Consider the following 23,022-nt stretch of genomic DNA (forward strand, 5'->3'; position numbering starts at 1 on the left):
TGCTAGTCTGTAGAAAATTCACGGCCAGACGCCGCTGGCATCCACTGCGCAGAGGGGCATGCCATCTCCTCGGCGCACACAGCATTCGGAGCGGCAGTGCCCATGACGGATACGATGATTACCTCAACGCCTGACACCCAGAACCCGACAGCCTCCGAGAGTCCGGACGATGGCGTCGGCATGGAAGGCCTGCTGAGTGCCACCAGCACCAGCGACGCCATTCGCCCGACCCAACGCACCTGGAGCATCGGCGAGCTGGCACGTCATTTCGACGTGACCACACGCACCATCCGCTTCTATGAGCAGGAAGGCCTGCTGCATCCCCAGCGACGCGGCCAGACGCGCATCTATCACGACAAGGACCGCGTGCGCCTCAAGCTGACGCTGCGCGGCAAGCGGCTGGGATTCTCGCTGGCCGAGATTCGCGAGGTGGTGGATCTCTACGATGCCGCGGATGGCGGCGGCGAGAAGCAGCTCACGAGGCTGCTCGACATCCTGGCCGAGAAACGTGAAGGACTGGAGCGCCAGCTGCGCGACCTCACCGCCATGCAGCGCGAGCTGGACGATGTCGAGACGCGGGCGCGGGAAGCGCTGGCCCGCCTGACGACACACGGATGATGCGCGACCCCCGTCACTCTCTTCCAACACCTTTGAGAGCATCACGACAGCAAGATCGATAACGACAACAAGCACCATGACATTCACGCCGCCGCCTCCTGGCGGCGTGACCGCCCGCCGGGCGGCTCCCCCTGATACGCCTTGCCACACCAATAACAACCAGGGACACAGGACAACGCCATGTCACAGGACGCCATTGCCACACGCCAGTCTCTCAGCTATCTGAGCACCCCCTCCGACACTCCCTTGATGGGGGAAACCATCGGTGACTGTCTCGATCGCATCACCGCGCGCTGGCCCGAGCGCGATGCTCTGATCAGCCGTCATCAGGGGCTGCGTTACACCTGGGCCGAGCTGCATGCAGAGGTCGAGCGCGTGGCGCGCGGCCTGCTGGCGATGGGGATCGAGCGCGGCGACAGGGTCGGCATCTGGGCACCCAATCGCGCCGAGTGGACCTTGATCCAGTACGCCACCGCCAAGATCGGCGCGGTGCTGGTCAATCTCAACCCGAGCTATCGCGGCCATGAGCTGGCCTATGCGCTCAAGCAGTCCGGCGCGGCGACGCTGATCTTCCAGGCACGCTTCAAGGCCTCGGACTACGTCGCGATCCTCGAGGAGCTGTTCCCTGAGGCCAGGGAGGCCCGCGGCCGTGATGGCATTCACAATGGCGCGCTGCCGGACCTCAGGCGTCTGGTCTGCTTCGAGGCCGAGGATGCCCTGCCCGGCATGCTCCACTGGCAGGATGTGCTGGGCGGCGCCGGAGAGGTCAGTCTCGAGACACTCCACGAGCTGCAGGCCAGCCTGACCTTCGATGACCCGATCAACATCCAGTACACCTCCGGCACCACCGGGGCCCCCAAGGGGGCCACGCTCTCGCATCACAACATTCTCAACAACGGCTTCTTCGTCGCCGAGCGCATGAATCTCACGGAGCACGACAAGCTGGTGATGCCGGTGCCGCTCTATCACTGCTTCGGCATGGTGATGGGCAATCTGGGCTGCCTGACCCACGGGGCGACGATCATCTACCCCGAGGCGGGCTTCGATCCGCTGGCCACGCTGCAGGCGGTCAGCGAGGAAGGCGTCACCGCGATGTTCGGCGTACCGACGATGTTCATCGCCGAACTCGAGCACCCGCGCTTTGACGAGTTTGATCTCTCCAGCCTGCGCACCGGCACCATGGCGGGTTCCATCTGCCCCATCGAGGTGATGCGCCAGGTCATCGAGCGCATGCACATGCGCGAGGTCACCATCGCCTATGGCATGACCGAGACCAGCCCGGTGAGTCTGCAGACCACCCGCGAGGCACCGCTGGACAAGCGTGTCTCCACCGTCGGCACCCTGCATCCCCATCTGGAGATCAAGATCGTCGACCCCGAGACAGGCCAGGTGGTCCCGCGCGGCGAGAAGGGCGAGCTGTGCACACGCGGTTACAGCGTGATGCTCGGCTACTGGAACAACCCGGACGCCACCGCCAAGGCCATCGACAGTGGCCGCTGGATGCATACCGGTGATCTCGCCACCCTCGATGAGGACGGTTACGTGACCATCGTCGGGCGCATCAAGGACATGATCATCCGCGGTGGCGAGAACATCTATCCCCGCGAGATAGAGGACTTCCTCTACACCCACCCTGCCGTATCGGACGTGCAGGTGATCGGCGTGCCCGATGAGCGCTATGGCGAGGAAGTGATGGCCTGGGTCAAGCTCAAGGAAGGCGAGCAGCTGGATGCCGAAGGCCTCAAGGCGTTCTGCCAGGGCAGAATCGCCCACTTCAAGGTGCCGCGCCATATCAAGTTCGTCGAGGAATTCCCGATGACCGTCACCGGCAAGATCCAGAAATTCAAGATGCGCGAAACCGCCACGGCGGAGCTGGGTCTCAAGGCATGAACGGACACCTCGGAGGGCCACGGAGAACACGCGCATGAGTCACGACACGCCGGGAGGCGATGACGCCTCCTCCGCTCGCCACCTGAGCACGGCCTGTGCCCAGGTGGCGCACTACGCGCCCCCTCGGCATCACGCGGCACTGGAGGAGGCACTCGAGGCATTGATCAAGGCGCATCCTGAGCCCGTCCTGCCGCCCTCGGTGCTGGCAGGGCTGGATCAGCTGCATCTGGGAGGCGCGGCCGGCAGCCGCGAGTTGCTGGCGATGGCGGCTCTCGAGACCCCCGAGGGCATGCCACTCGCGATTCTCGAGCCCGGTGCCGGGCTCGGCGGACTGGCACGCATGCTGGTCAGTCAACATGCCAGCGTCGGGCATCACGTCACCACGCTGGATCTCTCGGAGAGCCTCTGCCAGCTGGCCATCGCGCTCAACCGTGCCACCGGCCTGCGCGAGCGTATCCGAGTGCTGGAGGGCGACGCCTGCTATCCCGAGCTGCATCCCGCCCTGACGGGGCGACATGTCGACCGCATCCTGAGCCAGCACCTGCTGGTCCATCTGAGCGACAAGACCGACGTGTTGCGTCAGTGGCATGACTGCCTCAACGATGACGGCTATCTGGTGCTGCATGAGCCGGTGCTCAGCGTCCAGGCACAAGCCTTCCATGAGCGTCCGCAGCTGCCGGTGCCCTGGGCACTGACACCCCGCGCCGATCACCTGGCCAGCTGCGAGGAACTGCACGAGGCGATGGCCAACAGTGGTTTCGAGGTCGAGGCGCACGCCGAACTGACGCCTCAGGTGCTCGCCTGGCAGGCGCGGCGTCTGCGCACACCCTCCCCCGGCGCCCCCGGCCAGCCCCCACTCTCGCCCGTCCAGCGTGCCAGCCAGGCGCTGACACCGGAGCTGATCTTCGGGCCGCATTTCCCGACGATGCAGCACAATCTGGCCGAGGCGCTGGAGGCCGGCTGGCTGGAAGTGCACCTGTGGCGACTGCGCAAGCGCCGCCATCCATGACGGTGATGAGCCTGGAGGTTTCCCGCGCGAGGCCAGTGCGATACCGGCGTGAAAAAAATTAGAAAACACCGCTCGTAAATGACTGGCATCCACTGTCATCAACCGTTATTCTTGCCAGTACAGTCCCGTTCGGGGGATAAGCCGTTCGTTATCCGTCGTCATGCAAGAGGGTCTTCCTCACCATGATGACCGCACTGGAGCATGTCTTTCATTTCCATGTGCCAGTGCACAGTTTCCCGATGCTCGCGCACCGTTTCTCCGGGAATCTGTTCATCAAGGCGCTGATCTGATCAATCCGCGCCGACTGCATCAAAGATTCCCTCACGGGAAAACCGAAAGGGCCTCCATCTGGAGGCCCTTTTTTTGTCTGCTCGCTTTGTCTGCTCGTGCTGTCAGCTCGATTCCTGCCGGTGCGAGCCATTGATCCGACACGCCGTCCGTCAGCTCATCGGCACGGCATGGCGCACTGGATCAGCGAGCCCTCAGGCCTGCCAGGCGGCCAGTGCCGCGAGGTGATCCTGGCGCGCCTGGCCCGGCGTCACGGCCGCCAGCCGCACCCTGGTGCCCGGCACGCATTGGGCGAGCTGCGCGCAGGCCAGCGGCGTCAGTGCGCCAAGGCGCGGATAGCCGCCGATGGTCTGGCGATCATTGAGCAGGATGATCGGCTGGCCATCGGCGGGCACCTGTACCGCGCCCAGCGGAATGCCTTCGGAGACCATCCCGGCACCGTCACGCTCCAGACGCGGGCCGGTCAGACGCACGCCCATGCGATCCGCGCGACCATCCACCGCCCAGTCGCGGTTGAAGGCGCGAAAGAGGCTGTCGCCGCTGAATTCGGCAATCTGGGCGCCTACCACCAGCGCCAGTTCGAGCGCCTCGCCCTCCTCGGGGGTCAGCGACTGCTGCCATGCCTGTGCCGACGCCGGCAATTCGCGCAGCGACAGCTCATTGCCGGCCGCCGTCAGCACATCGCCGCTGGCCAGTGCATGGCCTTCGCCATCCAGCCCGCCCAGACCATCACGCACGGTACAGGCCGCACTGCCCAGCACCGGGGCGACATCCAGCCCACCCGGGAAGGCCAGATAGGCGCGCAGCCCGGCGACCGGACGCTCGAACTTGAGCACCTGCCCCGCCGTCACGGCGAAGACCTGCCCGGGCAGCAACGCCTCACCATCCAGTGTCGCCGCCAGATCAGCGCCACACAGCGCCAGCGTGCCCGCCTGCCCGACCTTGAGGGTCAGGCCGCCGCCCATGGTGATCTCGAGTCCCGGCGCATCCGGGGCATTGCCCAGCAGCCAGTTGGCCCAGCCCAGTGACACCCAGTCCGCTGCGCCGCCCTGGGTCACGCCCAGATGGCGGACACCCAGGCGTCCCGCATCCTGTACCAGTGCCAGGGCACCGCTGCGCTCGACGTCGAGTCTCACGCGCTTGTCGTTGTCGGCACTCATGCGCGCTCCTCCAACGGGGTGACATCGCCGCCCAGGCGAACGAATTCCTCTCGGCTCACGGAAACGAAACGCACGCGATCACCGGGCATGAAGCGACTGGACGGCTCACCGGCCTCGTTGCGACCGAACAGCGTGATGGGCGTGCGGCCCAGGATGTTCCAGCCACCGGGAGAGCGGGACGGGTAGATCGCGGCCTGACGGTCGGCGATACCGACGCTACCGGGGGCGATCTTCTGGCGCGGCGTCTTGAGACGCGGTGTGGTCAATGCCTCCTCCAGCACGCCCATGAAGGCGAAACCGGGGGCGAAGCCAAGCGCGAACACGCAGTAATCATGCGCGCCATGCCGTTCGATCAACGCCTCGACACTGATGCCGAGACGCGCGGCGATCGGCGCAAGCTCCGGACCGACACTGTCGTCGTACCAGACGGGCACCTCGTGCAGCTGGCCCTGCTGACCGCTCTGCGGAGCGAGGTTCTCGAGGGCCGCCTGGATACGGGCACGCACCTCGCCTTCTTCCAGTGCCGCCACGTCATAGTGCAGCAGCAAGGTGGTATAGGACGGCACCAGATCCACCAGCGCCGTGCCGAAGGCCTCACGCAAGGCCCCGTCAGCGGCCAGAATCCAGGCCATGTTGGATTCCTCGATGCGGTCGAACAGCCGGATGATCAGCGAGTCCATGCCGACGGTCTCGAGGCGCAGTTGCGGTGACGAGCCACGTTCGTGGCTATTCCCCCCAGCCATCAGGCACCCGCCAGCGCATCGAAGGCGTCACGGATGGCACGCACCGCGGCCACGGACTCGGCGTTGTCACCGTGCACGCACAGGGTGTCGGCACTGAGCACCAGATCACCGCCGCTGCTGTCGGTGAGGGCTTCACCGCGCGCCAGCGTCACCGACTGGGCGATGATCACCTCGCTGTCGTGATGCACGGCGCCGGGCTCACGACGCGAGACCAGGTGACCGCGCGAGTCGTAGGCACGGTCGGCGAAGGCCTCGAACCACAGCGTGATGCCCATCTCGTCGGCCAGTGCCTGCATCGGTGCCGGATTGGCGGTCGCCATCACCATCAGCGGCAGGCTGGCGTCATAGCGCACCACGGCCTGCATGACGGCGCGCAGTAGCGTCGGGTCAGCGGCCATGTCGTTGTAGAGCGCACCATGCGGCTTCACATACTGGACGCGAGTGCCTTCGGCGCGACAGATACCGTCGAGCGCGCCGATCTGATAGAGCAGCATGTCCTCGACTTCCGCAGGCGAACAGGCCATGGAGCGACGCCCGAAACCCTGCAGATCCGGATAGGCGGGATGTGCGCCGATGCGCACGTCGTGCTTGACCGCCAGCCGCACGGTGCGGCGCATGATGGTGGGGTCAGAGGCGTGAAAGCCACAGGCGATGTTGGCGCAATCGACGTAGGGCATGACCTCGTCATCGAGGCCGATCTTCCAGTTGCCGAAGCTTTCGCCCATGTCGCAATTGAGCAGAGGGAGGGAGGGAGCGGAACGGGACATTGAGACACCTCGCAGGATGATCTTGTGTGTTGTTATCCCTCCACTCTAAGTAAGGCCATGCCTCGGTATCCAATCGTATTTTGTGATTCGTTATATCGATGAAATCTTTCATTACCAGAAGGTATGAAAGCCCAGTCAATCATCCGCTTGCCTGTCAGACCGCCACATGCTTCTGTCTGGGGCACCCCGGACAGCCACGAAAGGGCCGTCATCTCTCCGAATGCCGGCCTGACTCAGGCGACCGACGCGACCTGTCTGGCGGAACCACCCACAACAACAGGAATTTCCACATGGCCGTCAGTGATCCGTTCCACCTCGCGATTCAAGTGCGTGACATCGCCGAAGCCCGGCGCTTCTATGGCGAATTCCTCGGCTGTCCGGAAGGACGCTCCTCGGACAGCTGGGTCGATTTCGACCTCTACGGCCACCAGTTCGTCTGCCACCTGAACCCGGCACTGGCCGACCCTGACAACCCGCTCGCCCAGCACCGCAATCCGGTCGATGGGCATGGCGTCCCGGTGCCGCACTTCGGGGTGGTACTCGAGATGGAGGCCTGGCAGGCACTGGCGGATCGTCTCACTGCCGAAGGCGTGACATTCGAGATCGCACCTCATGTGCGCTTCAAGGGCGAGCCCGGTGAACAGGCCACGATGTTCTTCCTCGACCCCACCGGCAACGCGCTGGAGTTCAAGGCCTTCAAGGACCGCGAGAGCCAGCTGTTTCGCAAGTGAAGGTCCCGCGCCCCGTCTCGTGCGGGGCATGCCCGGTGATGAAAGCTGACGCCCTGCACGGCATGCGGCAAGATGGTCGGCCTCAACGATTCATCACGGGGCATCTGTCATGTTCGATTTCAAGGAACTCGAGGCCTTTGTCTGGGTCGTGCGGCTCGGCTCGTTCCGCAAGGGCGCGACCAAGCTGCACCTCACCCAGCCCTCCATCTCGGACCGCATCAACCGTCTTGAGGCCGCCGTCGGCGAATCGCTGCTCGAGCGTGCCACCCGCCCCATCCAGCCCACCCTGCGCGGTCGGGAATTCTTCGCGCATGCCGAACGCCTGTTGAGCGGGCGCGAAGAAGCCATGCGCCTGTTTCAGGAGGAAGGCGCCTTTTCCGGCACGCTGCGTCTGGGCGTCATCGAGACCATCGCCAACAGCTGGTTCCCGGCCTTCATGCGCCAGCTGGCCGAGCGCTACCCCAAGCTGACGCTGGAAATGACCGTCGACATCTCGCCCTTTCTGCATCAGCGCCTGGCCGACAATGACCTCGACATGCTGTTCGCGATGGACAGCGCCGCCATGGGCCCCTACGCGACCCAGACACCGCTGTGCACCTTCGAGATGGGCATGTTCGCCTCGCCGACCCTCGCCGAGCAGCTGGCCCAGGACGGCGAATGCTTCGCCAGAACCCCCTTCATCTCCTTCAGCAAGCAGGCCCGTCCCTATACGGAGCTTGTCAGCTACCTCGCCGAACAGGGCATCACCCAGCCCAAGGTGCACTGCACCAGCACCCTGATGACCATTCTGCGCATGAGCAGCGAAGGACTGGGCATCGGTGTCCTGCCGGTCGCCACCGTCGAGGACGTGATCAATCACGGCGAACTGGTGCGTCTGCCACTCGAGACCCCGCTGCCGCCGATGGTCTATGAGGCCATCTGGCGCAATGCCAATTACCCCGACTTCTGCGCCAGTGTCGCGCGCCTGGGTCGCCAGTGTGCCGAGACCTACTCGCAGCAACACGCGCATGCCGATCCCTGATCAGGCCGCCTGCCATGCGCTGAGTCAGGGTTGATCGCGCCCCGCCCTGCATCAGATCAGCGTCAGACCAAGGTCTAACAATATCGCCAAAGGCTTTCATGCGACGACACGATGAAAGATTTCATCGATACTGTAAATCAGAATTAACGATTGGACGGGATGGCCTGTCACTTGAAGAATGAAATCGTCTGCCGACAACATTCAATAATAATGAGGAACTAGACATGCGTAAGCCCAGCGACTCCCTCATCCGCAAATCTGCCACCTCCAGTACCCTCATCGGACTGGCAGCCGCCGGTGCCCTGGCCTTCAGTGGCTCGGCCCTCGCGGCACAGTGGAACCTCGCCACTCCGTATGGCGATGCCAGCTTCCACACCAAGAACACCAAGCAGTTCGCCGAGGAGGTCACCGCGGCCACCGATGGCGAGCTGAGCATCACCGTGCACAGCGGCGGTTCGCTGATCTCCCACGGCGAGATCAAGCCGTCCGTGCGTCGCGGCACCGTCCAGGCCGGCGAGATCTTCCTGTCGATCCTGTCCAACGAATCGCCGGTCTACGAGCTGGACACCCTGCCGGGCGTCGCCTCCAGCTACGAGGAAGCCTTCGCGCTCTGGCAGGCCTCCAAGCCGGACATCACCGCGCTGTTCGCCAAGGAAGGCCTGATGCCGCTCTACGCGGTCGCCTGGCCGGCCCAGGGCATCTACACCGATTTCGACCTGACCGACGTCTCCCAGCTCAAGGGCCTGCGCATCCGCGCGCCCAACATCAACACCCAGCGCTTCGTCGAGAACGTCGGCGGCAAGCCCACCGAGACCGAAGAAGCCGACATCCCCACCGCCTTCAGCACCGGCCGTGTCGACGCGATGATCACCTCCAGCTCCACCGGCAAGTCCATGTCGGCCTGGGATTACGTCAAGCACTACAACGACGCCAAGCTGTGGTTGCCGAAGAACATCGTCTTCGTCAACAAGCGTGCCTTCGATCGCCTCGATGAGAGCACCCAGCAGGCCGTGCTGGACGCCGCCAAGGCCGCCGAGACCCGCGGCTGGGAAGCCAGCAAGGCCGATGCCGACGAGAGCGCCAAGGTGCTGACCGAGAATGGCTTCACCATCACCGAGCCGGACGAGAAGCTGTCCGAAGACCTCAAGGCCGCGGGTGACAAGCTGTTCCAGGACTGGAAATCACGCGCCGGCGATGAAGGCCAGCAGCTGCTCGAGCGTTATCGCGCCGATCTCGATGCCTGAGCCCCGCCTGCCAGTGCCGGGCGTTCGTCCCATCAACTGAACGCTCGGCACCTGGCCGGTATCGTCACCCCGCCACGCGATGATCACGTCGCTCCCCTGTCAGCCTCTGCCCGCTGGCAGACGCGACAGGGACTCCCCGACACGGCATCGCGTGGCCACCCTCACCTTCCCTGTGAGTGCATGTCATGACCTACTTCCTCGACAGACTCTATCGCCTCGGCGCGTGGGGTGCGGCAGCTTGCATGCTGCTGATCTGCGCCCTGGTCAGCCTGCAGGTCTTCCTGCGCCTGATCGACGCCATCCTGGTGATGTTCGGTGCCGAACGTCTCGGTTTCGAGATCTCCGGCGTCTCGGAAATGGCCGCCTTCCTGCTGGTCGGCGCCACCTTCCTGAGCCTCGCCTATACCTTCACGCACCACGCGCACATCCGCGTGACGCTGGTCATCAATCGCCTGCCGCCCGCCGTGCGCGTGTGGGTCGAGAGCCTGGCGCTGCTGATCGCACTGAGCCTGAGCGTATTGATCACCCATGAACTGGTACTGCTGGTCGGCGAGAGCCTCGAGTACCACGACATTTCCTCCGGCCTGCTGGCCCTGCCGCTGTGGATTCCGCAGAGCGTGCTGGTCGCCGGTACCGGCCTGCTGTGCCTGGCGATTCTCGAGACACTGATCGCCACGCTGCGCACCGCCTTCACCGCGCCTTCACGCTACGTGGCGCCCGAGCCCGAAGACGGAGCCGAATGACATGCTGACACTCATCCTCGTCACTCTGCTGGCCCTCGCCTTGCTGCTCGGCGGCGGCGTGTGGGTCGCCTTCTCGCTGATCGGCACCGGCTGGATCGTGCTGACCTTCTTCTCCAGCTTCGAGACCGGCCCGATCCTGGCCTCGGACTTCTGGGGTGCCAGCTACGGCTGGGACCTGACCGCCCTGCCGATGTTCGTGTGGATGGGCGAGATCCTGTTCCGCTCCGGACTCGCCGACAACATGTTCCGCGCGCTGGCACCGTGGCTCAATCGCCTGCCGGGCCGCCTGCTGCACTCCAACATCATCGGCAGCGGTCTGTTCGCCGCCGTGTGCGGCTCCTCCGCCGCCACCTGTGCCACCGTCGGCAAGATGACCCTGCCGGAGCTTGAGCGTCGCGGCTACGACAGCAATCTGGCCATCGGTACCCTCGCCAGCGCCTCGACCCTCGGTCTGCTGATTCCGCCGTCGATCATGATGATCGTCTACGGCGTGGTCACCGAGCAGTCCATCTCGCGCCTGTTCATCGCCGGTGTCCTGCCGGGCATGCTGCTGCTGGCCCTGTTCATGGGCTATCTGGCGATCTGGTCGAAGGTCGTCGGCGAGCCGCAGGGTCGCGCCGGCCATGATGAGCCGCACATGAGTTTCATGGCCAAGCTGCGCAACAGCGCCCAGTTGATTCCGCTGCTGGCACTCATCGGCGGCATCCTCGGCAGCATCTACGGTGGCCTGGCGTCACCGACGGAAGCGGCGGCGGTCGGCGTGGTGCTGTCGCTGATCATCGCGCGACTCAATGGCCACATGAGCGCCGCCACCTTCAAGGAATCGCTGTTCGCGGCGCTGCGCACCTCATGCATGATCGCCTTCATCATCGCCGGTGCCTCCTTCCTGTCCTCCGCGATGAGCTTCACCCAGATTCCGATGCAACTGGCCGAAGGCATCGCCACCCTGGGCCTGTCGCCGACCATGCTGCTGGTGGTACTGACACTGTTCCTGCTGATCCTGGGCTGCTTCTTGGATGGCATCTCGCTGATCCTGCTGGTGACCTCCATCATCATGCCGGTCATCGAAGCCGCCGGTTTCGACCTGATCTGGTTCGGTATCTACCTGATCATCGTGGTCGAGATGTCGCAGATCACCCCGCCGGTGGGCTTCAACCTGTTCGTGATCCAGAGCCTGACCGGCAAGGACATCATCACCATCACCAAGGCGACGCTGCCGTTCTTCCTGTTGATGATCTTCTCCATCGTGCTGATGCACCTCTTCCCGGAAATCGTGCTCTATCTGCCCCAGGCCATGAACGGCTGATCCGGCCCTCCACGTCCCCGACGCACTGTCACGGCAGACAGATCCCCTCCCGGGGCGTCGTCTTCTTCCAGACCTCCCTTCGGGGAGGTCTTTTTCGTGGCTTCTCCTTCCCACGCCAAGTCGCTAGGCTTGTGACACGCAAGCGCTTCAGGCTGCCGCCCGTGCTTCACACTGACACGCCACCGCCGGACCTCACCGTGCCCGACTCCCTGACTTCTCCCGTCACCTCACCCATCGCCGACTGGCGCCTTCGAAAGCGCCATGGTGCCTTGTGGCTCTGGACCAGTGGCCTCGCGGTCCTGGCCGCCTGCCTGCTGGATATCAGCCAGGGCAGTGGCGAGCTGCCCCTGGCGCGTCTGCTGCCCGCACTGTGGCAGAGCGAAGCGAACGATCCGCTCGCACACGCCATCCTCTGGCAACTGCGCCTGCCCATCGCGCTGATGGCGGTGACCGTCGGCGCCTCCCTGGCCATGGCCGGTGCCCAGATGCAGACCCTGCTGCACAACCCGCTGGCCGACCCCTTCACGCTGGGAGTCTCGGCGGCGGCCAGCGTCGGTGCCGGGCTTGGCCTGATCCTGCATCTCGACCTCGTGCAGCTGGTGCTGCCCTCATGGCAGAGCCTCGCAGGCGCGGGGCTTGGGGTCACGCTGAATGCCTTCCTCTTCGCGCTGGGGGCCTCGCTGGTGCTGTGGAGCGCACAGCGCCTGCCCGGCGTCGGCGTGCAGACTCTGGTACTGCTGGGCATCGCGCTGATGTTCTTCTTCAATGCCCTGCTGGGCGTGCTGCAGTTCGTCGCCTCGCCCGAGGCATTGCAGCAGTTGATCTTCTGGTCGATGGGCAGCCTCGAGCGCAGCAGCTGGTCACGCCTGGCCGTGTTGAGCCTGGTGATCGCGCTGTGTGCGGTGGTCTTTCATCGTCGACGCAGCGAGCTGACCGCCCTGAGCCTGGGGGAAGCCCAGGCCCGTGCGCTGGGCGTGGACGTGCGCCGCCTGCGTCTGAGCGGCCTGATGTGCACGGCGCTTCTGACCGCCACCGCCGTCTCGTTCGTCGGCAGCATCGGCTTCATCGGCCTGGTCGCGCCCCACATCGCCCGCCTGCTGGTAGGTGAACAGCAACAGCGCCTGCTACCCCTCTCGGCGCTGATCGGCGCCCTGCTGCTGTCGCTGACCTCGATCCTCAGCCGTTCGCTCATCCCCGGCGTGCTGCTGCCACTGGGCATGATCACCGCGTTGATCGGTCTGCCCTTCTTCGTCAGCCTGACGCTCAAGCGCCGAGGACACGACGGATGAACCAGCGACATGACGCGCCCACCGCCGAATCCGACGCGCCAGCCCGCCTCGCGCAGTTTCGCGACGAAGGCGCTCTCGATGGCCAGGGGCTCGTGCTTCAGGATCTCAGCGTCCTGCGCGGGGGGCATCCGGTGCTGGACATGCCGGGCACGCTGCGCGCACACCGTGGCGAGCTGACCGCCCTGCTCGGCCCGAACGGTGCCGGAAAATCGACCCTGTTGCAGACGATCGCCGGGCTGCTGCCGGCCAGCGGCCAGCTGTGTCTCGACGGGCAGGCACTGGCATCCCTCACGCCACGCCAGCGCGCGGCACGTATCGGCTACCTGCCGCAGCTCAGTGAAGGCGGCGCGATGCTTGAGGTCTTCGAGTCGCTGCTGCTGGCGAGACGCCTGGCCGGCCATCTGGACGAGCAGGCCAATCTGCGCCACTGCGAGGCGCTGGTCAGCGCACTGGAGCTGGCCCCGCTGGCCTCCCGACGACTCGGGCAGCTTTCCGGCGGACAGCGCCAGCGTGTCGCCATCGCGCAGGCGCTGGTGCGCGAGCCGGCGCTGCTGATGCTGGATGAACCCACCAGCGCCCTGGACCTGCACTTCCAGCTGGCGGTGCTCGACTGGCTTGGCCGCGATGCCCGCGACCGTCAGCGCATCGTGATCGTCGCGCTGCATGACCTGACCCTGGCCGCGCGGCATGCCGCCCAGCTCTGGCTGCTGGATCGCGGGCGTCTGGCGGCCAGCGGCCCGCCGCGCGAGGTACTGAGCGTCGAGCGACTGCGCGAGGTCTACGCCATCGAGGCACGGGTCGACTGGCCAGAGGATGGCAGCCCGCCCGCCATCGTGGCCCTTCGCGCACTCTAGGCCTGCCAGCTCTTCCCGTTCTTCCAGCCCTGCCGACTCTTCCCGTCCCTTCTGGCGCTTTGCGTTCTGTCAGGCGCGTCGCGTTCGCAAGCGCTCTTGGCCAGCCGCCTCTTGCCTTCTGGCGAAGACAAAAAAAACCGCCCCCGACGCATGCGTCGGGGGCGGTTCTTCACGGGGCCATCAGCCCTCACGCAGACTCAGGACAGGTGAGAGGCCTGAGAGCCGGTGTCGATCATGCCGTGCTGCTGGCCGCCACCATGACCGCCGCCGTGGCCGCCATGACCATGATCGAACAGACCACAGCCGCCAAGTGCCAGGGTGGCCGCGACCAGCGCGATCGGGAACAGATTCTTGATACGCATGAGACGTCTCCAATTCAAGGTTCGCTACACAAGACTCCCGTCAGCGAGTCTTCACTATGGCGTTCACTCTACTCACATCGGCGGCCAACGATAATCCTGCGCAACGCCTTTCCTTGATTGCTGCACACCGTGTACAACAATCGCGACGGGCCTGTCTGGGTTTTTCCGGCATCCGTCCAGATCAACGCGCCTTGAGCCCGCGCATATGCGCCGGAATCACCATGCGCTCGAACAACTCGAACAACAGCTCCGCGCAGATGGCCAGCAGCGCCGCCGGAATCGCGCCGTACAGCACCAGATCATAGTCGTTGAGCGAAAGTCCCGTGACGATGGGTTCGCCCAGCCCGCCCGCGCCGATGAAGGCCGCCAGGGTCGCGGTACCGATGTTGATGATGGCGGCGGTCTTGATCCCCGTCAGCAGATTGGGCGTCGCCAGCGGCAGGATGACGTGACGCAGCTGCTCACGGCGCGTCAGCCCCATCCCGCGCGCCACCTTGACCAGCAGCGGGTCCACCGTCAGCAGTGCGGTGATGGCCGCGCGAATGATCGGCAGCAGGGAGTAGACGAACAGCGCGATCACCGCCGGCACCACCCCGATCCCGAACAGCGGAATCATCAACGCCAGCAGCGCGATGGAGGGGATGGTCTGCAGCAGGCCGGTGACGTAGAGCACGACCCGCGAGACCTTCGGATTGCGGTAGACCAGCAGTGACAACGGCAGACCGACCAGACACGCCAGCAGCAGCGCGGACAGCGTCAACTGCAGATGCTCGATGAGATTGGTCCCGAGCTTGTCCCACTTGGCGCCACTGACTTCGCGTTGCTCGGTGGTGATGCCCTGTTCCTGAATGAAGCGGCTGGCCACCTGGGCGAAGCTCTGCTCCTCGGTGGAGACCTCGGCATTCAGCGCCTGCATGCTGTCCTCATCGAGACTGCCCGCCAGCTGATCCAGCGCCGCGACAGCCTTCTCCGGCAAGGCGGCATTCACGAAGGGCACCGCCAGATACTCGGGGAAATAGCCCTGGTCGTCATCGAGCAGCACGAAGTCGAAGCGCTGGATGTCACCCTCAGTGGAGTAGGCATCGGTGGCGTCGATCTTGCTCTCGCGCAGCGCCTGATAGGCGATGCCGTGTTCGATGCCACGGGGCACCTGCGGCAGCGCGTAGGCATCCGCCAGCCCCGGCCAGCCATCCGAGCGCTTGATGAACTCATGCGACATCGCGATCGAGAGCTCCGGGTGATCCGCCAGATCACCGATCGTCCTGATGCCCAGCGACTCGGCCTGCTCACGCCGCATGCTCACGGCATAGGTGTTGTTGAAGCCCAGTGGCTTGAGCACCCTGAGCCCCCGTTCACGACTCAGAGCATCGAGCTTGTCGAGCGGCGGCACGCTGTCCAGATTGAGGATGGCGTGCGCCAGGGTGCCGGTGTACTCGGGATAGACATCCAGCTCCCCCTCCGCCAGCCCCTGATAGGTGATGATGGTCTGCCCCAGCCCGAGGCGACGCTCGACCGTGAAGCCGGCATCCTCGAGTACCTGAGCGAAGATCTCGCCGAGCAGATGGCCTTCGCGATCCGCCTTGGAGCCCACCACGATGGGCTTGTCCTCGGGCCATGCCGCGGCTTCCTCTTCCGCGCTGGCAAGCGGGCTACTCACCAGGGCCCCCAGACTCGCCAGCGCCAGACCGGCGATCATCAGCGCGCCGGACAGCCCGCGGCGCGAACGTTGCAGGACGGGAGTCGTCATCAGCGTCTTCATGCGCGTGCCTCCAGCAGTCGGGCCACGCGCTCATCCGCTGGCGCCCTGGCGATCGTCTCGGGACTGGCAGCCTGCAGCACCACGCCGGGTGCCATCACCACCATGTGGTCGGACAGACTCAGTGCCTCATTCATGTCATGGGTCACCATCACCACGCTGCGCGGCTCTTCCTGCTGCATGCGCTGGAACTGGGCATGCACCTCGATGCGCGTGATCGGGTCCACCGCAGAGAAGGCCTCATCGAGCAGCAGCAGCGGAGGCTCCAGCATCATCGCGCGACACAGGCCGACCCGCTGCGCCTGCCCGCCGGAAATCTCATGCGGATAACGCGTCAACAGCGCCAGATCCAGGTCCATCATCTGGAACAGCCGCGTGATGCGCGCCTTGACCCTGTCCGCCATCCAACCTTCGCGGTCCGCCAGAATGGCGATGTTGTCGCGCACGCTGAGGTGCGGAAACAGGCCGATCTGCTGGACGGCGTAGCCGATGCGTCTGCGCATGGCGGGCAGATTGGCATAGTCCACCCCCTTGCCGAAGACCTGTACCTCGCCGCTGTCCGGACGTATCAGCCCGTTGATCAGCTGCAGCAAGGTGGACTTCCCGCAGCCACTGGCACCGACCAGCGCGGTAATACGATCACGCGGCAGTTCGAGGTCGATGCCTTCGAACAATCGCTGACCCGAAAAGCCCTTGTGCAGATCGCGAAAGCGAACCGCCGGGGCGCGAGCATCACTCATCGAGAAGATCCTTCTTGCAGGTGAGAGGTGGGCAACGATGACGGCGCCTGCCCGTCGGTCAGGCCTTTTGCCTGCCATTCAGATTAACAGTGACACGCAGGTCAGGCGACTCTGGTCACGGCGTGAGTGCCGGCGTGAGTGGCGGCGTGAGTGCCCGCGCACTCACAAGGGCCAGCACACGTCAGCTGACACTGCCTGCGACCTTGGTCAAAGCGCACGATGATAACCTTTACGTTAACGTCAACTTTACTCTAGAGTGATTCCAGAGCCACCTCAGGCGGGCTGTCACTGACGAATCTCCCACCGCCTGCACCGGCCATGAACACTGCCTCGCCTGTCGCGTGGCTGCACGCACAGTCAAGACGCTCGAAGCGCTTCTCATCTCATCGCTGCAAAGGATGCCCGCTCATGCACAGCCTCTATACGCCGCTGGATTTCGGACTCGACGAGACACACACCCTGCTGCGTGAGCAGATCAATGCCTTTGCCCGCGACGAGATCGCACCACGCGCCGCGGAGATCGACGCCAGCAATGCCTTCCCCGATGACCTGTGGCAGAAGTTCGGCGACATGGGCCTGCTGGGCATCACCGTCCCCGAGGAAGATGGCGGCAGTGGCATGGGCTATCTGGCGCACTGCATCGCCATGGAAGAGATCTCGCGGGCCAGTGCCTCGGTGGCGCTGTCCTATGGGGCCCACTCCAACCTGTGCGTCAACCAGATCAAGCTCAACGGCAGCGCGGAGCAGAAGGCGCGCTACCTGCCCAGGCTGATGAGCGGTGAGCATGTCGGTGCCCTGGCGATGTCAGAGCCCGGCGCAGGCTCGGACGTGGTCTCGATGAAGCTCAAGGCCGAGAAGCGCGGTGACCACTACGTGCTCAACGGCAACAAGATGTGGATCACCAATGGCCCGGATGCCCACACGCTGGTCGTCTATGCCAAGACCGACCCGGACGCCGGCTCCAAGGGCATCACCGCCTTCATCATCGAACGCGACTTCCCCGGCTTCTCCACCGCGCAGAAGCTCGACAAGCTGGGCATGCGCGGCTCCAACACCTGCGAACTGGTCTTCCAGGACTGTCAGGTGCCGGCCGAGAACGTGCTCGGCGAGGTCAATCGCGGCGTGAAGGTGCTGATGCGTGGACTGGACTTCGAGCGCACCGTGCTCGCCGCCGGCCCCATCGGCATCATGCAGGCCTGCATGGACATCGTGGTGCCCTATCTGCATGAGCGCCGTCAGTTCGGCCAGGCGATCGGCGAGTTCCAGCTGGTACAGGGCAAGATTGCCGACATGTACACCACGCTGAATGCCTGCCGCGCCTATCTCTACGCCGTGGCCGGCGCCTGTGATCGCGGCCAGACCTCGCGCAAGGACGCCGCCGGCGTCATTCTCTATTGCGCCGAGAAGGCCACCCAGATGGCGCTGGATGCCATCCAGCTGCTGGGCGGCAATGGCTACATCAACGAGTACGCCACCGGCCGTCTGCTGCGCGATGCCAAGCTCTACGAGATCGGTGCCGGCACCAGCGAGATACGCCGCATGCTGATTGGCCGCGAGCTGTTCAATGAAAGCGCATGACGCCCCACACCATCCGTTTCCCTTCGCTGATGGAGCTGCCGCATGGCCATTCTGACCTCCCTGATCAATCCGCGTAGCGACCAGTTCCGTGCCAATCATGCCGCGATGCAGGCCGAGGTCGAGCGCCTGCACCAGCTGCTGGACGGTGTCGCCGCCGGTGGTGGCGACAAGGCCCGTGAACGCCACGAATCGCGCGGCAAGCTGTTCGTGCGGGAACGTATCGACCACCTCATCGATGAGGGATCACCCTTCCTGGAGCTGTCGGCGCTGGCGGCGCATGACGTCTATGACAGCCCGGTGCCCGGCGCGGGGCTGGTCACCGGCATTGGCCGCGTCAGCGGTGTGGAATGCGTCATCGTCGCCAACGATGCCACCGTCAAGGGCGGCACCTATTTTCCGCTGACGGTGAAGAAGCACCTGCGCGCCCAGGAAGTGGCCCGCAAGCATCGCCTGCCCTGCCTCTACCTGGTGGACTCCGGTGGCGCGCATCTGCCCCATCAGGACGAGGTCTTCCCGGACCGCGATCACTTCGGCCGCATCTTCTACAACCAGGCGACGCTCTCCGCCGAAGGCATTCCGCAGATCGCCGTGGTGATGGGCTCGTGCACCGCCGGTGGCGCCTACGTTCCGGCGATGGCCGATGAATCCATCATCGTGCGCGAGCAAGGCACCATCTTCCTCGCCGGCCCGCCGCTGGTGAAGGCGGCCACCGGCGAGGACATCAGCGCCGAGGCACTCGGTGGTGCCGAGGTGCACTGCAAGATCAGCGGCGTGGCCGATCACTTCGCCGACAATGACGCCCACGCCCTGCAACTGGCACGGCGAGCCGTCTCGCGCCTCAACTGGCAGCGCAAGGGGCAGCTCGCGCTGCGCGAATCCCGCCCGCCACGCCTGGACCCCAACGAGCTCTACGGCATCGTCGGCACGGACCTCAAGAAGCCCTATGACGTGCGCGAAGTGATCGGTCGGCTGGTGGATGATTCGGACTTCGATGAATTCAAGCGCTACTACGGCGAGACACTGGTGACCGGCTTCGCTCACCTGCACGGCCATCCGGTGGGCATCATCGCCAACAATGGCGTGCTGTTCTCGGAAAGTGCCGTCAAGGGCGCCCACTTCATCGAGCTGTGCGCCCAGCGCAAGATTCCGCTGGTCTTCCTGCAGAACATCACCGGCTTCATGGTCGGCTCACGTTACGAGCACGAGGGCATCGCCAAGCACGGTGCCAAGCTGGTGACGGCGGTGGCCTGTGCCAGGGTCCCCAAGTTCACGGTGCTGATCGGCGGCAGTTTCGGCGCCGGCAACTACGGCATGTGTGGCCGCGCCTACGACCCCAACCTGCTGTTCATGTGGCCCAACGCACGCATCTCGGTGATGGGCGGCGAGCAGGCGGCCAACGTGCTGGCCCAGGTCAAGTATGAGCAGCATGCGCGGGAGGGCCGCGACTGGCCGCAACAGGCACAGGAGGACTTCAAGGCACCGGTGCGCGAACAATACGAGCATCAGGGCCACCCCTGCTATGCCAGCGCCAGACTCTGGGACGATGGCGTGATCGACCCGCTGCAGACCCGCGACATTCTCGGCCTGTCCCTGGCCGCCGCGATGAATGCCGAGATAGAGGAGAGTCGCTTCGGAGTCTTTCGCATGTGATTCGCTCAACCAGACAAACGCCCTGACAGCCGACTCTTTGGGTGAATGATGATCCATTGGCTAACTGATTGGACAAGGTGACGATGACTGAATTCTGCCGACTCGAGATCGACAAGCGCGGTGTCGCCACTCTGACCCTGGCGCGCCCCGAGGTGCACAACGCCTTCGATGACCGGTTGATCAAGGCGCTGAACGGCCATCTGACGCACCTGCACGCCCTGGCGAGTCAGGGCGAGGTACGCGTGATGGTGCTGACCTCCGAAGGCAAGAGCTTCTCGGCCGGGGCCGACCTCAAGTGGATGCAGCGCATGGTCGAGTATTCGCGCGAGGATAACCTTGCCGATTCCCGGGAGCTTGCCCGCCTGATGCAGCTGCTCGATGAACTGCCCTGTCCCAGCGTGTGCCGCGTGCAGGGGGCCACCTTCGGCGGCGCCGTGGGTCTGGCGGCCTGCTGCGACATCGTGCTGGCGGCCGAACGCGCCCGCTTCTGTCTCTCCGAGGTGCGCATCGGCCTGGCACCGGCGGTGATCAGCCCCTACGTGCAGCGCGCCATCGGCATGCGCCAGATGCGCCGCTATGCACTGACCGCGGAAGTCATCGATTCCCACACCGCCCACCAGCTGGGGCTGGTGCATGACGTGTGCAGTGATGAATTGCTGGAGGCGCGCGTCGCCGCCATGGTGAGCACGCTGCTGGCGACCTCGCCCGAGGCCAGCCGCGCCACCAAGGCCCTGCTCGCCGAGGTGGCCGTCACCGACGACGACGCCCGGCGTCAGACACGCTGCTGTGAGGTGATCAGTCAGCTGAGGGTCAGTGAACAGGGGCAGGCTGGACTGGCGGCATTCTTCGCCGGGACTCGCCCGCCCTGGGCGCCATCCGACGACGACAGCGCATCATCATGACGCGCCCTTCATCGACTCGCGGACAACGTCCTGAGCCACCCTCGGTCTTCTGCTGAGACGCGCCTTGCGACCGCCCCCTTTTTCCACTTCGCCACGGGATCTTGCCATGAACGTCAATCGCGATACTGAACAGCGACTGCCCACCGGTTGCGGTGAGATCCGCAAGCTGCTGATCGCCAACCGAGGTGAGATAGCGGTCCGCGTGATGCGCACCGCTCGCGCCATGGGCATCCAGACCGTTGCGGTCTACTCCGATGCCGATGCCAATGCCCTGCACGTGCGGGAAGCCGACGAAGCCGTGCGCCTCGGCCCTGCCAGCGCCAGGGAGAGCTATCTGGATGTCGACAAGGTCATCGCGGCAGCCCGCCAATGTGGCGCCGATGCCGTGCACCCGGGCTATGGTTTCCTGTCCGAGAATGCCGGCTTCGTGCGCGCCCTGGCCGAGGCCGGACTGATCTTCGTCGGCCCGCCGGAAAGTGCCATCGCGGCCATGGGCGACAAGTCGGCCGCCAAGGCGCGCATGCAGGCCGCCAGCGTGCCGCTGGTACCCGGCTACCATGGCGATGACCAGAGTGACGCGCTACTGCAGTCCGAAGCCGACCGCATGGGCTACCCGGTCTTGATCAAGGCCTGCGCCGGCGGTGGCGGCAAGGGCATGCGCGTGGTCGAGCAGGCTCGGGAATTCCAGGCAGCGCTGGACAGCTGCCGACGCGAATCCCGCGCGGCCTTCGGCGACGAGCGCATGCTGATCGAGAAGTATCTGACCCAGCCGCGCCACGTCGAGGTTCAGGTGTTCTGTGACAGTCATGGCAGTGGCGTCTATCTGTTCGAGCGCGATTGCAGTGTCCAGCGTCGTCACCAGAAGGTGCTGGAAGAAGCCCCGGCGCCCGGCCTGACACCGGCACTGCGCCGCGAGATGGGCGAGGCCGCGGTACGCGCCGCACGGGAAATCGGCTACGTCGGCGCCGGTACCATCGAATTCCTGCTCGATGCCCCGCAGCCCGGCAGCGAAAGCCATGGCGCCTTCTACTTCATGGAGATGAATACTCGTCTGCAGGTCGAGCATCCCGTCACCGAGATGATCACCGGCGAGGACCTGGTCGAATGGCAACTGCGCATCGCGCGTGGCGAGCCACTGCCCCGCCAGCAGGATGAGCTTGAGCTCAAGGGTCACAGCTTCGAGGCGCGGCTCTATGCCGAGGACCCCGACAACGACTTCCTGCCTGCCACCGGTCTGCTGGAACGCTTCCGACTGGATCTCATCGGTGCCGGACTTGCCGGTGCCGAGGTCGAGAGCGCGCAACAGGCCTCCGGCTCGACGGCCCTCAAGGTGCGTCTGGACAGCGGCGTCGCCGAGGGCGATGACGTCTCGATGCATTACGACCCGATGCTGGCCAAGCTGATCACCTTCGGCCCGAGCCGTGAACAGGCACTCGATGTGTTGCTGCGTGCCCTGGCGGCGCTCGAGGTCCGTGGCGTCACCACCAACCGTGCCTTCCTGACGCGACTGGCGGCGCATCCGGATTTCCGCGCCGCCCATCTGGATACCCGCTTCATCGAGCGTCACCACGCCAGTCTGTTTCCGACGCCTGAGCTGGACCCCGGCACGCTGGCGACGAGTGCCCTGCTGGCCCTGGCACGCCTCAATGACAGCGATGACGCGTCTGGCTCGTCCGCGACGACCCAGCCCGCCAGCCCCTGGCAGCGCCGTGATGGCTGGCGCAATGGCACGCCCCACCAGGTGACGTTGGCGTTCTGCCTGCCCGGGGACGCCGAATGCGAGGAACACAGCGACAAGGTGGCCCAGGTCATCGCCCGCCGCCCACGTGCCTCGGGCGGGCCCGCGAGCGTGAACGACGCCCCTGTGCCTGCCTCGGGCTGGCAGCTGGAAGTGAGCACCCACTCTCACGGGAAGCGCCAGACGAAACGCCTTGATGGCCACCTGTCGCGTCTTGCCGGCAATGCCATCGCCGTGACGCTGGACGGGCACCGTCGTCGCTATCAGGCCAGTCACGCCCCGGCGCGTGGCGGCGAGCTGCTGGTGCTGACCTGCGCGCAGAGCAGCGACGCACTCCCGTCCGAGTCACGCCTGCTGTGGCGCCGCGCGGACGCCGTCGACCACGCGCAGCATGAGACCCAGGCGACCCTCAACGCCCCGATGAATGGCACCGTGGTCGCCCAGCTGGTCGAGGCTGGCGTCGCGGTGACGGCCGGCACGCCCTTGATGGTGATGGAGGCCATGAAGATGGAGCACACCATGAACGCGCCCGCCGATGGTCAAGTCGCGCAGTTCCACTTCCGTGCCGGCGACAGCGTCACCCAGGGTGACGTGCTGCTGGAATTCACGGCTGACGATGCCAAGGAGTGAGTG

20 protein-coding genes are annotated in these 23,022 nt (G+C 65.2%); 14 read left to right on the forward strand and 6 right to left on the reverse strand.

The genetic code is table 11. From position 1 onward, the window contains the following. Positions 1-180: 180 nt before the first annotated feature. The 3 genes from ACZYGA_RS01780 to ACZYGA_RS01790 all read left to right on the forward strand — a co-directional run bounded on the left by ACZYGA_RS01780 (position 181) and on the right by ACZYGA_RS01790 (position 3,517). Positions 181-618 (forward strand): MerR family transcriptional regulator, encoded by a 438-nt coding sequence (locus ACZYGA_RS01780; protein WP_077375619.1) that lies wholly within the window; start codon positions 181-183, stop codon positions 616-618. Positions 619-798: 180 nt separating this feature from the next. Then, the gene (locus ACZYGA_RS01785; protein WP_404625100.1) at positions 799-2,508 is read left to right on the forward strand and encodes an AMP-binding protein; all 1,710 of its coding nucleotides are present in this window, start codon (positions 799-801) and stop codon (positions 2,506-2,508) included. Positions 2,509-2,542: 34 nt separating this feature from the next. Further along, the gene (locus ACZYGA_RS01790; protein ID WP_279855321.1) at positions 2,543-3,517 is read left to right on the forward strand and encodes an SAM-dependent methyltransferase; all 975 of its coding nucleotides are present in this window, start codon (positions 2,543-2,545) and stop codon (positions 3,515-3,517) included. A 482-nt stretch (positions 3,518-3,999) separates the two neighbouring features. On the opposite strand, the gene ACZYGA_RS01795 is transcribed toward ACZYGA_RS01790, so the two are convergent. The 3 genes from ACZYGA_RS01795 to ACZYGA_RS01805 are packed head-to-tail and all read right to left on the reverse strand — an operon-like array spanning position 4,000 to position 6,475. Further along, entirely contained in the window at positions 4,000-4,965 is a 966-nt protein-coding gene (locus ACZYGA_RS01795) for a 5-oxoprolinase subunit C family protein (protein WP_404625099.1), read from the reverse strand. Next, positions 4,962-5,708, reverse strand: a complete 747-nt coding sequence (locus ACZYGA_RS01800) for a 5-oxoprolinase subunit B family protein (protein ID WP_136938725.1) — start codon at positions 5,706-5,708, stop codon at positions 4,962-4,964. Before ACZYGA_RS01800 ends, ACZYGA_RS01795 begins: the two co-directional genes overlap by 4 nt. After that, complete coding sequence (locus ACZYGA_RS01805) at positions 5,708-6,475, reverse strand: 5-oxoprolinase subunit PxpA (protein ID WP_084208091.1); 768 nt, start codon at positions 6,473-6,475, stop codon at positions 5,708-5,710. The genes ACZYGA_RS01800 and ACZYGA_RS01805 overlap by 1 nt, the downstream gene beginning before the upstream one ends. Before the next feature lie 290 nt (positions 6,476-6,765). On the opposite strand from ACZYGA_RS01805, the gene ACZYGA_RS01810 reads away from it, so the two are divergent. The 7 genes from ACZYGA_RS01810 to ACZYGA_RS01840 all read left to right on the forward strand — a co-directional run bounded on the left by ACZYGA_RS01810 (position 6,766) and on the right by ACZYGA_RS01840 (position 13,663). Continuing rightward, on the forward strand, positions 6,766-7,206 hold the full coding sequence (locus ACZYGA_RS01810) for a VOC family protein (RefSeq protein ID WP_077374827.1): 441 nt from the start codon (positions 6,766-6,768) through the stop codon (positions 7,204-7,206). A 109-nt stretch (positions 7,207-7,315) separates the two neighbouring features. Next, complete coding sequence (locus tag ACZYGA_RS01815) at positions 7,316-8,227, forward strand: LysR family transcriptional regulator (RefSeq protein ID WP_176503108.1); 912 nt, start codon at positions 7,316-7,318, stop codon at positions 8,225-8,227. A gap of 224 nt (positions 8,228-8,451) precedes the next feature. Then, positions 8,452-9,471 (forward strand): TRAP transporter substrate-binding protein, encoded by a 1,020-nt coding sequence (locus ACZYGA_RS01820; RefSeq protein ID WP_404625095.1) that lies wholly within the window; start codon positions 8,452-8,454, stop codon positions 9,469-9,471. Positions 9,472-9,656: 185 nt separating this feature from the next. After that, on the forward strand, positions 9,657-10,214 hold the full coding sequence (locus tag ACZYGA_RS01825) for a TRAP transporter small permease (RefSeq protein WP_176503109.1): 558 nt from the start codon (positions 9,657-9,659) through the stop codon (positions 10,212-10,214). A gap of 1 nt (position 10,215) precedes the next feature. After that, positions 10,216-11,520 (forward strand): TRAP transporter large permease, encoded by a 1,305-nt coding sequence (locus ACZYGA_RS01830; protein ID WP_077374839.1) that lies wholly within the window; start codon positions 10,216-10,218, stop codon positions 11,518-11,520. A 197-nt stretch (positions 11,521-11,717) separates the two neighbouring features. Continuing rightward, entirely contained in the window at positions 11,718-12,809 is a 1,092-nt protein-coding gene (locus tag ACZYGA_RS01835) for a FecCD family ABC transporter permease (RefSeq protein ID WP_404625093.1), read from the forward strand. Continuing rightward, a complete protein-coding gene (locus tag ACZYGA_RS01840; RefSeq protein ID WP_404625091.1) occupies positions 12,806-13,663 on the forward strand; it encodes an ABC transporter ATP-binding protein in 858 nt (285 codons plus the stop codon). Before ACZYGA_RS01835 ends, ACZYGA_RS01840 begins: the two co-directional genes overlap by 4 nt. Before the next feature lie 197 nt (positions 13,664-13,860). Here the strand turns inward: ACZYGA_RS01840 and ACZYGA_RS01845 are convergent, their stop codons facing one another. From ACZYGA_RS01845 to ACZYGA_RS01855, 3 genes are all read right to left on the reverse strand, one after another. Further along, positions 13,861-14,025, reverse strand: a complete 165-nt coding sequence (locus ACZYGA_RS01845) for a hypothetical protein (protein WP_167592973.1) — start codon at positions 14,023-14,025, stop codon at positions 13,861-13,863. A gap of 181 nt (positions 14,026-14,206) precedes the next feature. Further along, positions 14,207-15,772, reverse strand: coding sequence for a glycine betaine ABC transporter substrate-binding protein (locus tag ACZYGA_RS01850; protein ID WP_205694062.1), 1,566 nt, complete (start codon positions 15,770-15,772; stop codon positions 14,207-14,209). 8 nt (positions 15,773-15,780) lie between these two features. Beyond that, the gene (locus tag ACZYGA_RS01855; RefSeq protein ID WP_404625089.1) at positions 15,781-16,521 is read right to left on the reverse strand and encodes an ATP-binding cassette domain-containing protein; all 741 of its coding nucleotides are present in this window, start codon (positions 16,519-16,521) and stop codon (positions 15,781-15,783) included. Between the two features lie 408 nt (positions 16,522-16,929). On the opposite strand from ACZYGA_RS01855, the gene ACZYGA_RS01860 reads away from it, so the two are divergent. From ACZYGA_RS01860 to ACZYGA_RS01875, 4 genes are all read left to right on the forward strand, one after another. Next, a complete protein-coding gene (locus ACZYGA_RS01860) occupies positions 16,930-18,099 on the forward strand; it encodes an isovaleryl-CoA dehydrogenase (protein ID WP_077374848.1) in 1,170 nt (389 codons plus the stop codon). 42 nt (positions 18,100-18,141) lie between these two features. Continuing rightward, complete coding sequence (locus ACZYGA_RS01865; protein ID WP_191237512.1) at positions 18,142-19,749, forward strand: carboxyl transferase domain-containing protein; 1,608 nt, start codon at positions 18,142-18,144, stop codon at positions 19,747-19,749. A gap of 83 nt (positions 19,750-19,832) precedes the next feature. Beyond that, positions 19,833-20,651 (forward strand): enoyl-CoA hydratase-related protein, encoded by an 819-nt coding sequence (locus tag ACZYGA_RS01870; protein ID WP_404625085.1) that lies wholly within the window; start codon positions 19,833-19,835, stop codon positions 20,649-20,651. Positions 20,652-20,757: 106 nt separating this feature from the next. Beyond that, on the forward strand, positions 20,758-23,019 hold the full coding sequence (locus ACZYGA_RS01875) for an acetyl/propionyl/methylcrotonyl-CoA carboxylase subunit alpha (RefSeq protein ID WP_404625083.1): 2,262 nt from the start codon (positions 20,758-20,760) through the stop codon (positions 23,017-23,019). The last annotated feature ends 3 nt before the right edge of the window (positions 23,020-23,022 follow it).

Source organism: Cobetia sp. BL01 (assembly GCF_056493605.1).

What these genes read in the sequence shown, in the direction of transcription:
- ACZYGA_RS01845 (WP_167592973.1), bottom strand. Translation starts at nt 14,025, where the DNA reads ATGCGTATCAAGAATCTGTTCCCGATCGCGCTGGTCGCGGCCACCCTG.
- ACZYGA_RS01785 (WP_404625100.1), top strand. Translation starts at nt 799, where the DNA reads ATGTCACAGGACGCCATTGCCACACGCCAGTCTCTCAGCTATCTGAGC.
- ACZYGA_RS01860 (WP_077374848.1), top strand. Translation starts at nt 16,930, where the DNA reads ATGCACAGCCTCTATACGCCGCTGGATTTCGGACTCGACGAGACACAC.
- ACZYGA_RS01870 (WP_404625085.1), top strand. Translation starts at nt 19,833, where the DNA reads ATGACTGAATTCTGCCGACTCGAGATCGACAAGCGCGGTGTCGCCACT.
- ACZYGA_RS01855 (WP_404625089.1), bottom strand. Translation starts at nt 16,521, where the DNA reads ATGAGTGATGCTCGCGCCCCGGCGGTTCGCTTTCGCGATCTGCACAAG.
- ACZYGA_RS01780 (WP_077375619.1), top strand. Translation starts at nt 181, where the DNA reads ATGGAAGGCCTGCTGAGTGCCACCAGCACCAGCGACGCCATTCGCCCG.
- ACZYGA_RS01790 (WP_279855321.1), top strand. Translation starts at nt 2,543, where the DNA reads ATGAGTCACGACACGCCGGGAGGCGATGACGCCTCCTCCGCTCGCCAC.
- ACZYGA_RS01830 (WP_077374839.1), top strand. Translation starts at nt 10,216, where the DNA reads ATGCTGACACTCATCCTCGTCACTCTGCTGGCCCTCGCCTTGCTGCTC.
- ACZYGA_RS01840 (WP_404625091.1), top strand. Translation starts at nt 12,806, where the DNA reads ATGAACCAGCGACATGACGCGCCCACCGCCGAATCCGACGCGCCAGCC.
- ACZYGA_RS01805 (WP_084208091.1), bottom strand. Translation starts at nt 6,475, where the DNA reads ATGTCCCGTTCCGCTCCCTCCCTCCCTCTGCTCAATTGCGACATGGGC.
- ACZYGA_RS01865 (WP_191237512.1), top strand. Translation starts at nt 18,142, where the DNA reads ATGGCCATTCTGACCTCCCTGATCAATCCGCGTAGCGACCAGTTCCGT.
- ACZYGA_RS01810 (WP_077374827.1), top strand. Translation starts at nt 6,766, where the DNA reads ATGGCCGTCAGTGATCCGTTCCACCTCGCGATTCAAGTGCGTGACATC.
- ACZYGA_RS01795 (WP_404625099.1), bottom strand. Translation starts at nt 4,965, where the DNA reads ATGAGTGCCGACAACGACAAGCGCGTGAGACTCGACGTCGAGCGCAGC.
- ACZYGA_RS01820 (WP_404625095.1), top strand. Translation starts at nt 8,452, where the DNA reads ATGCGTAAGCCCAGCGACTCCCTCATCCGCAAATCTGCCACCTCCAGT.
- ACZYGA_RS01850 (WP_205694062.1), bottom strand. Translation starts at nt 15,772, where the DNA reads ATGACGACTCCCGTCCTGCAACGTTCGCGCCGCGGGCTGTCCGGCGCG.
- ACZYGA_RS01815 (WP_176503108.1), top strand. Translation starts at nt 7,316, where the DNA reads ATGTTCGATTTCAAGGAACTCGAGGCCTTTGTCTGGGTCGTGCGGCTC.
- ACZYGA_RS01825 (WP_176503109.1), top strand. Translation starts at nt 9,657, where the DNA reads ATGACCTACTTCCTCGACAGACTCTATCGCCTCGGCGCGTGGGGTGCG.
- ACZYGA_RS01875 (WP_404625083.1), top strand. Translation starts at nt 20,758, where the DNA reads ATGAACGTCAATCGCGATACTGAACAGCGACTGCCCACCGGTTGCGGT.
- ACZYGA_RS01800 (WP_136938725.1), bottom strand. Translation starts at nt 5,708, where the DNA reads ATGGCTGGGGGGAATAGCCACGAACGTGGCTCGTCACCGCAACTGCGC.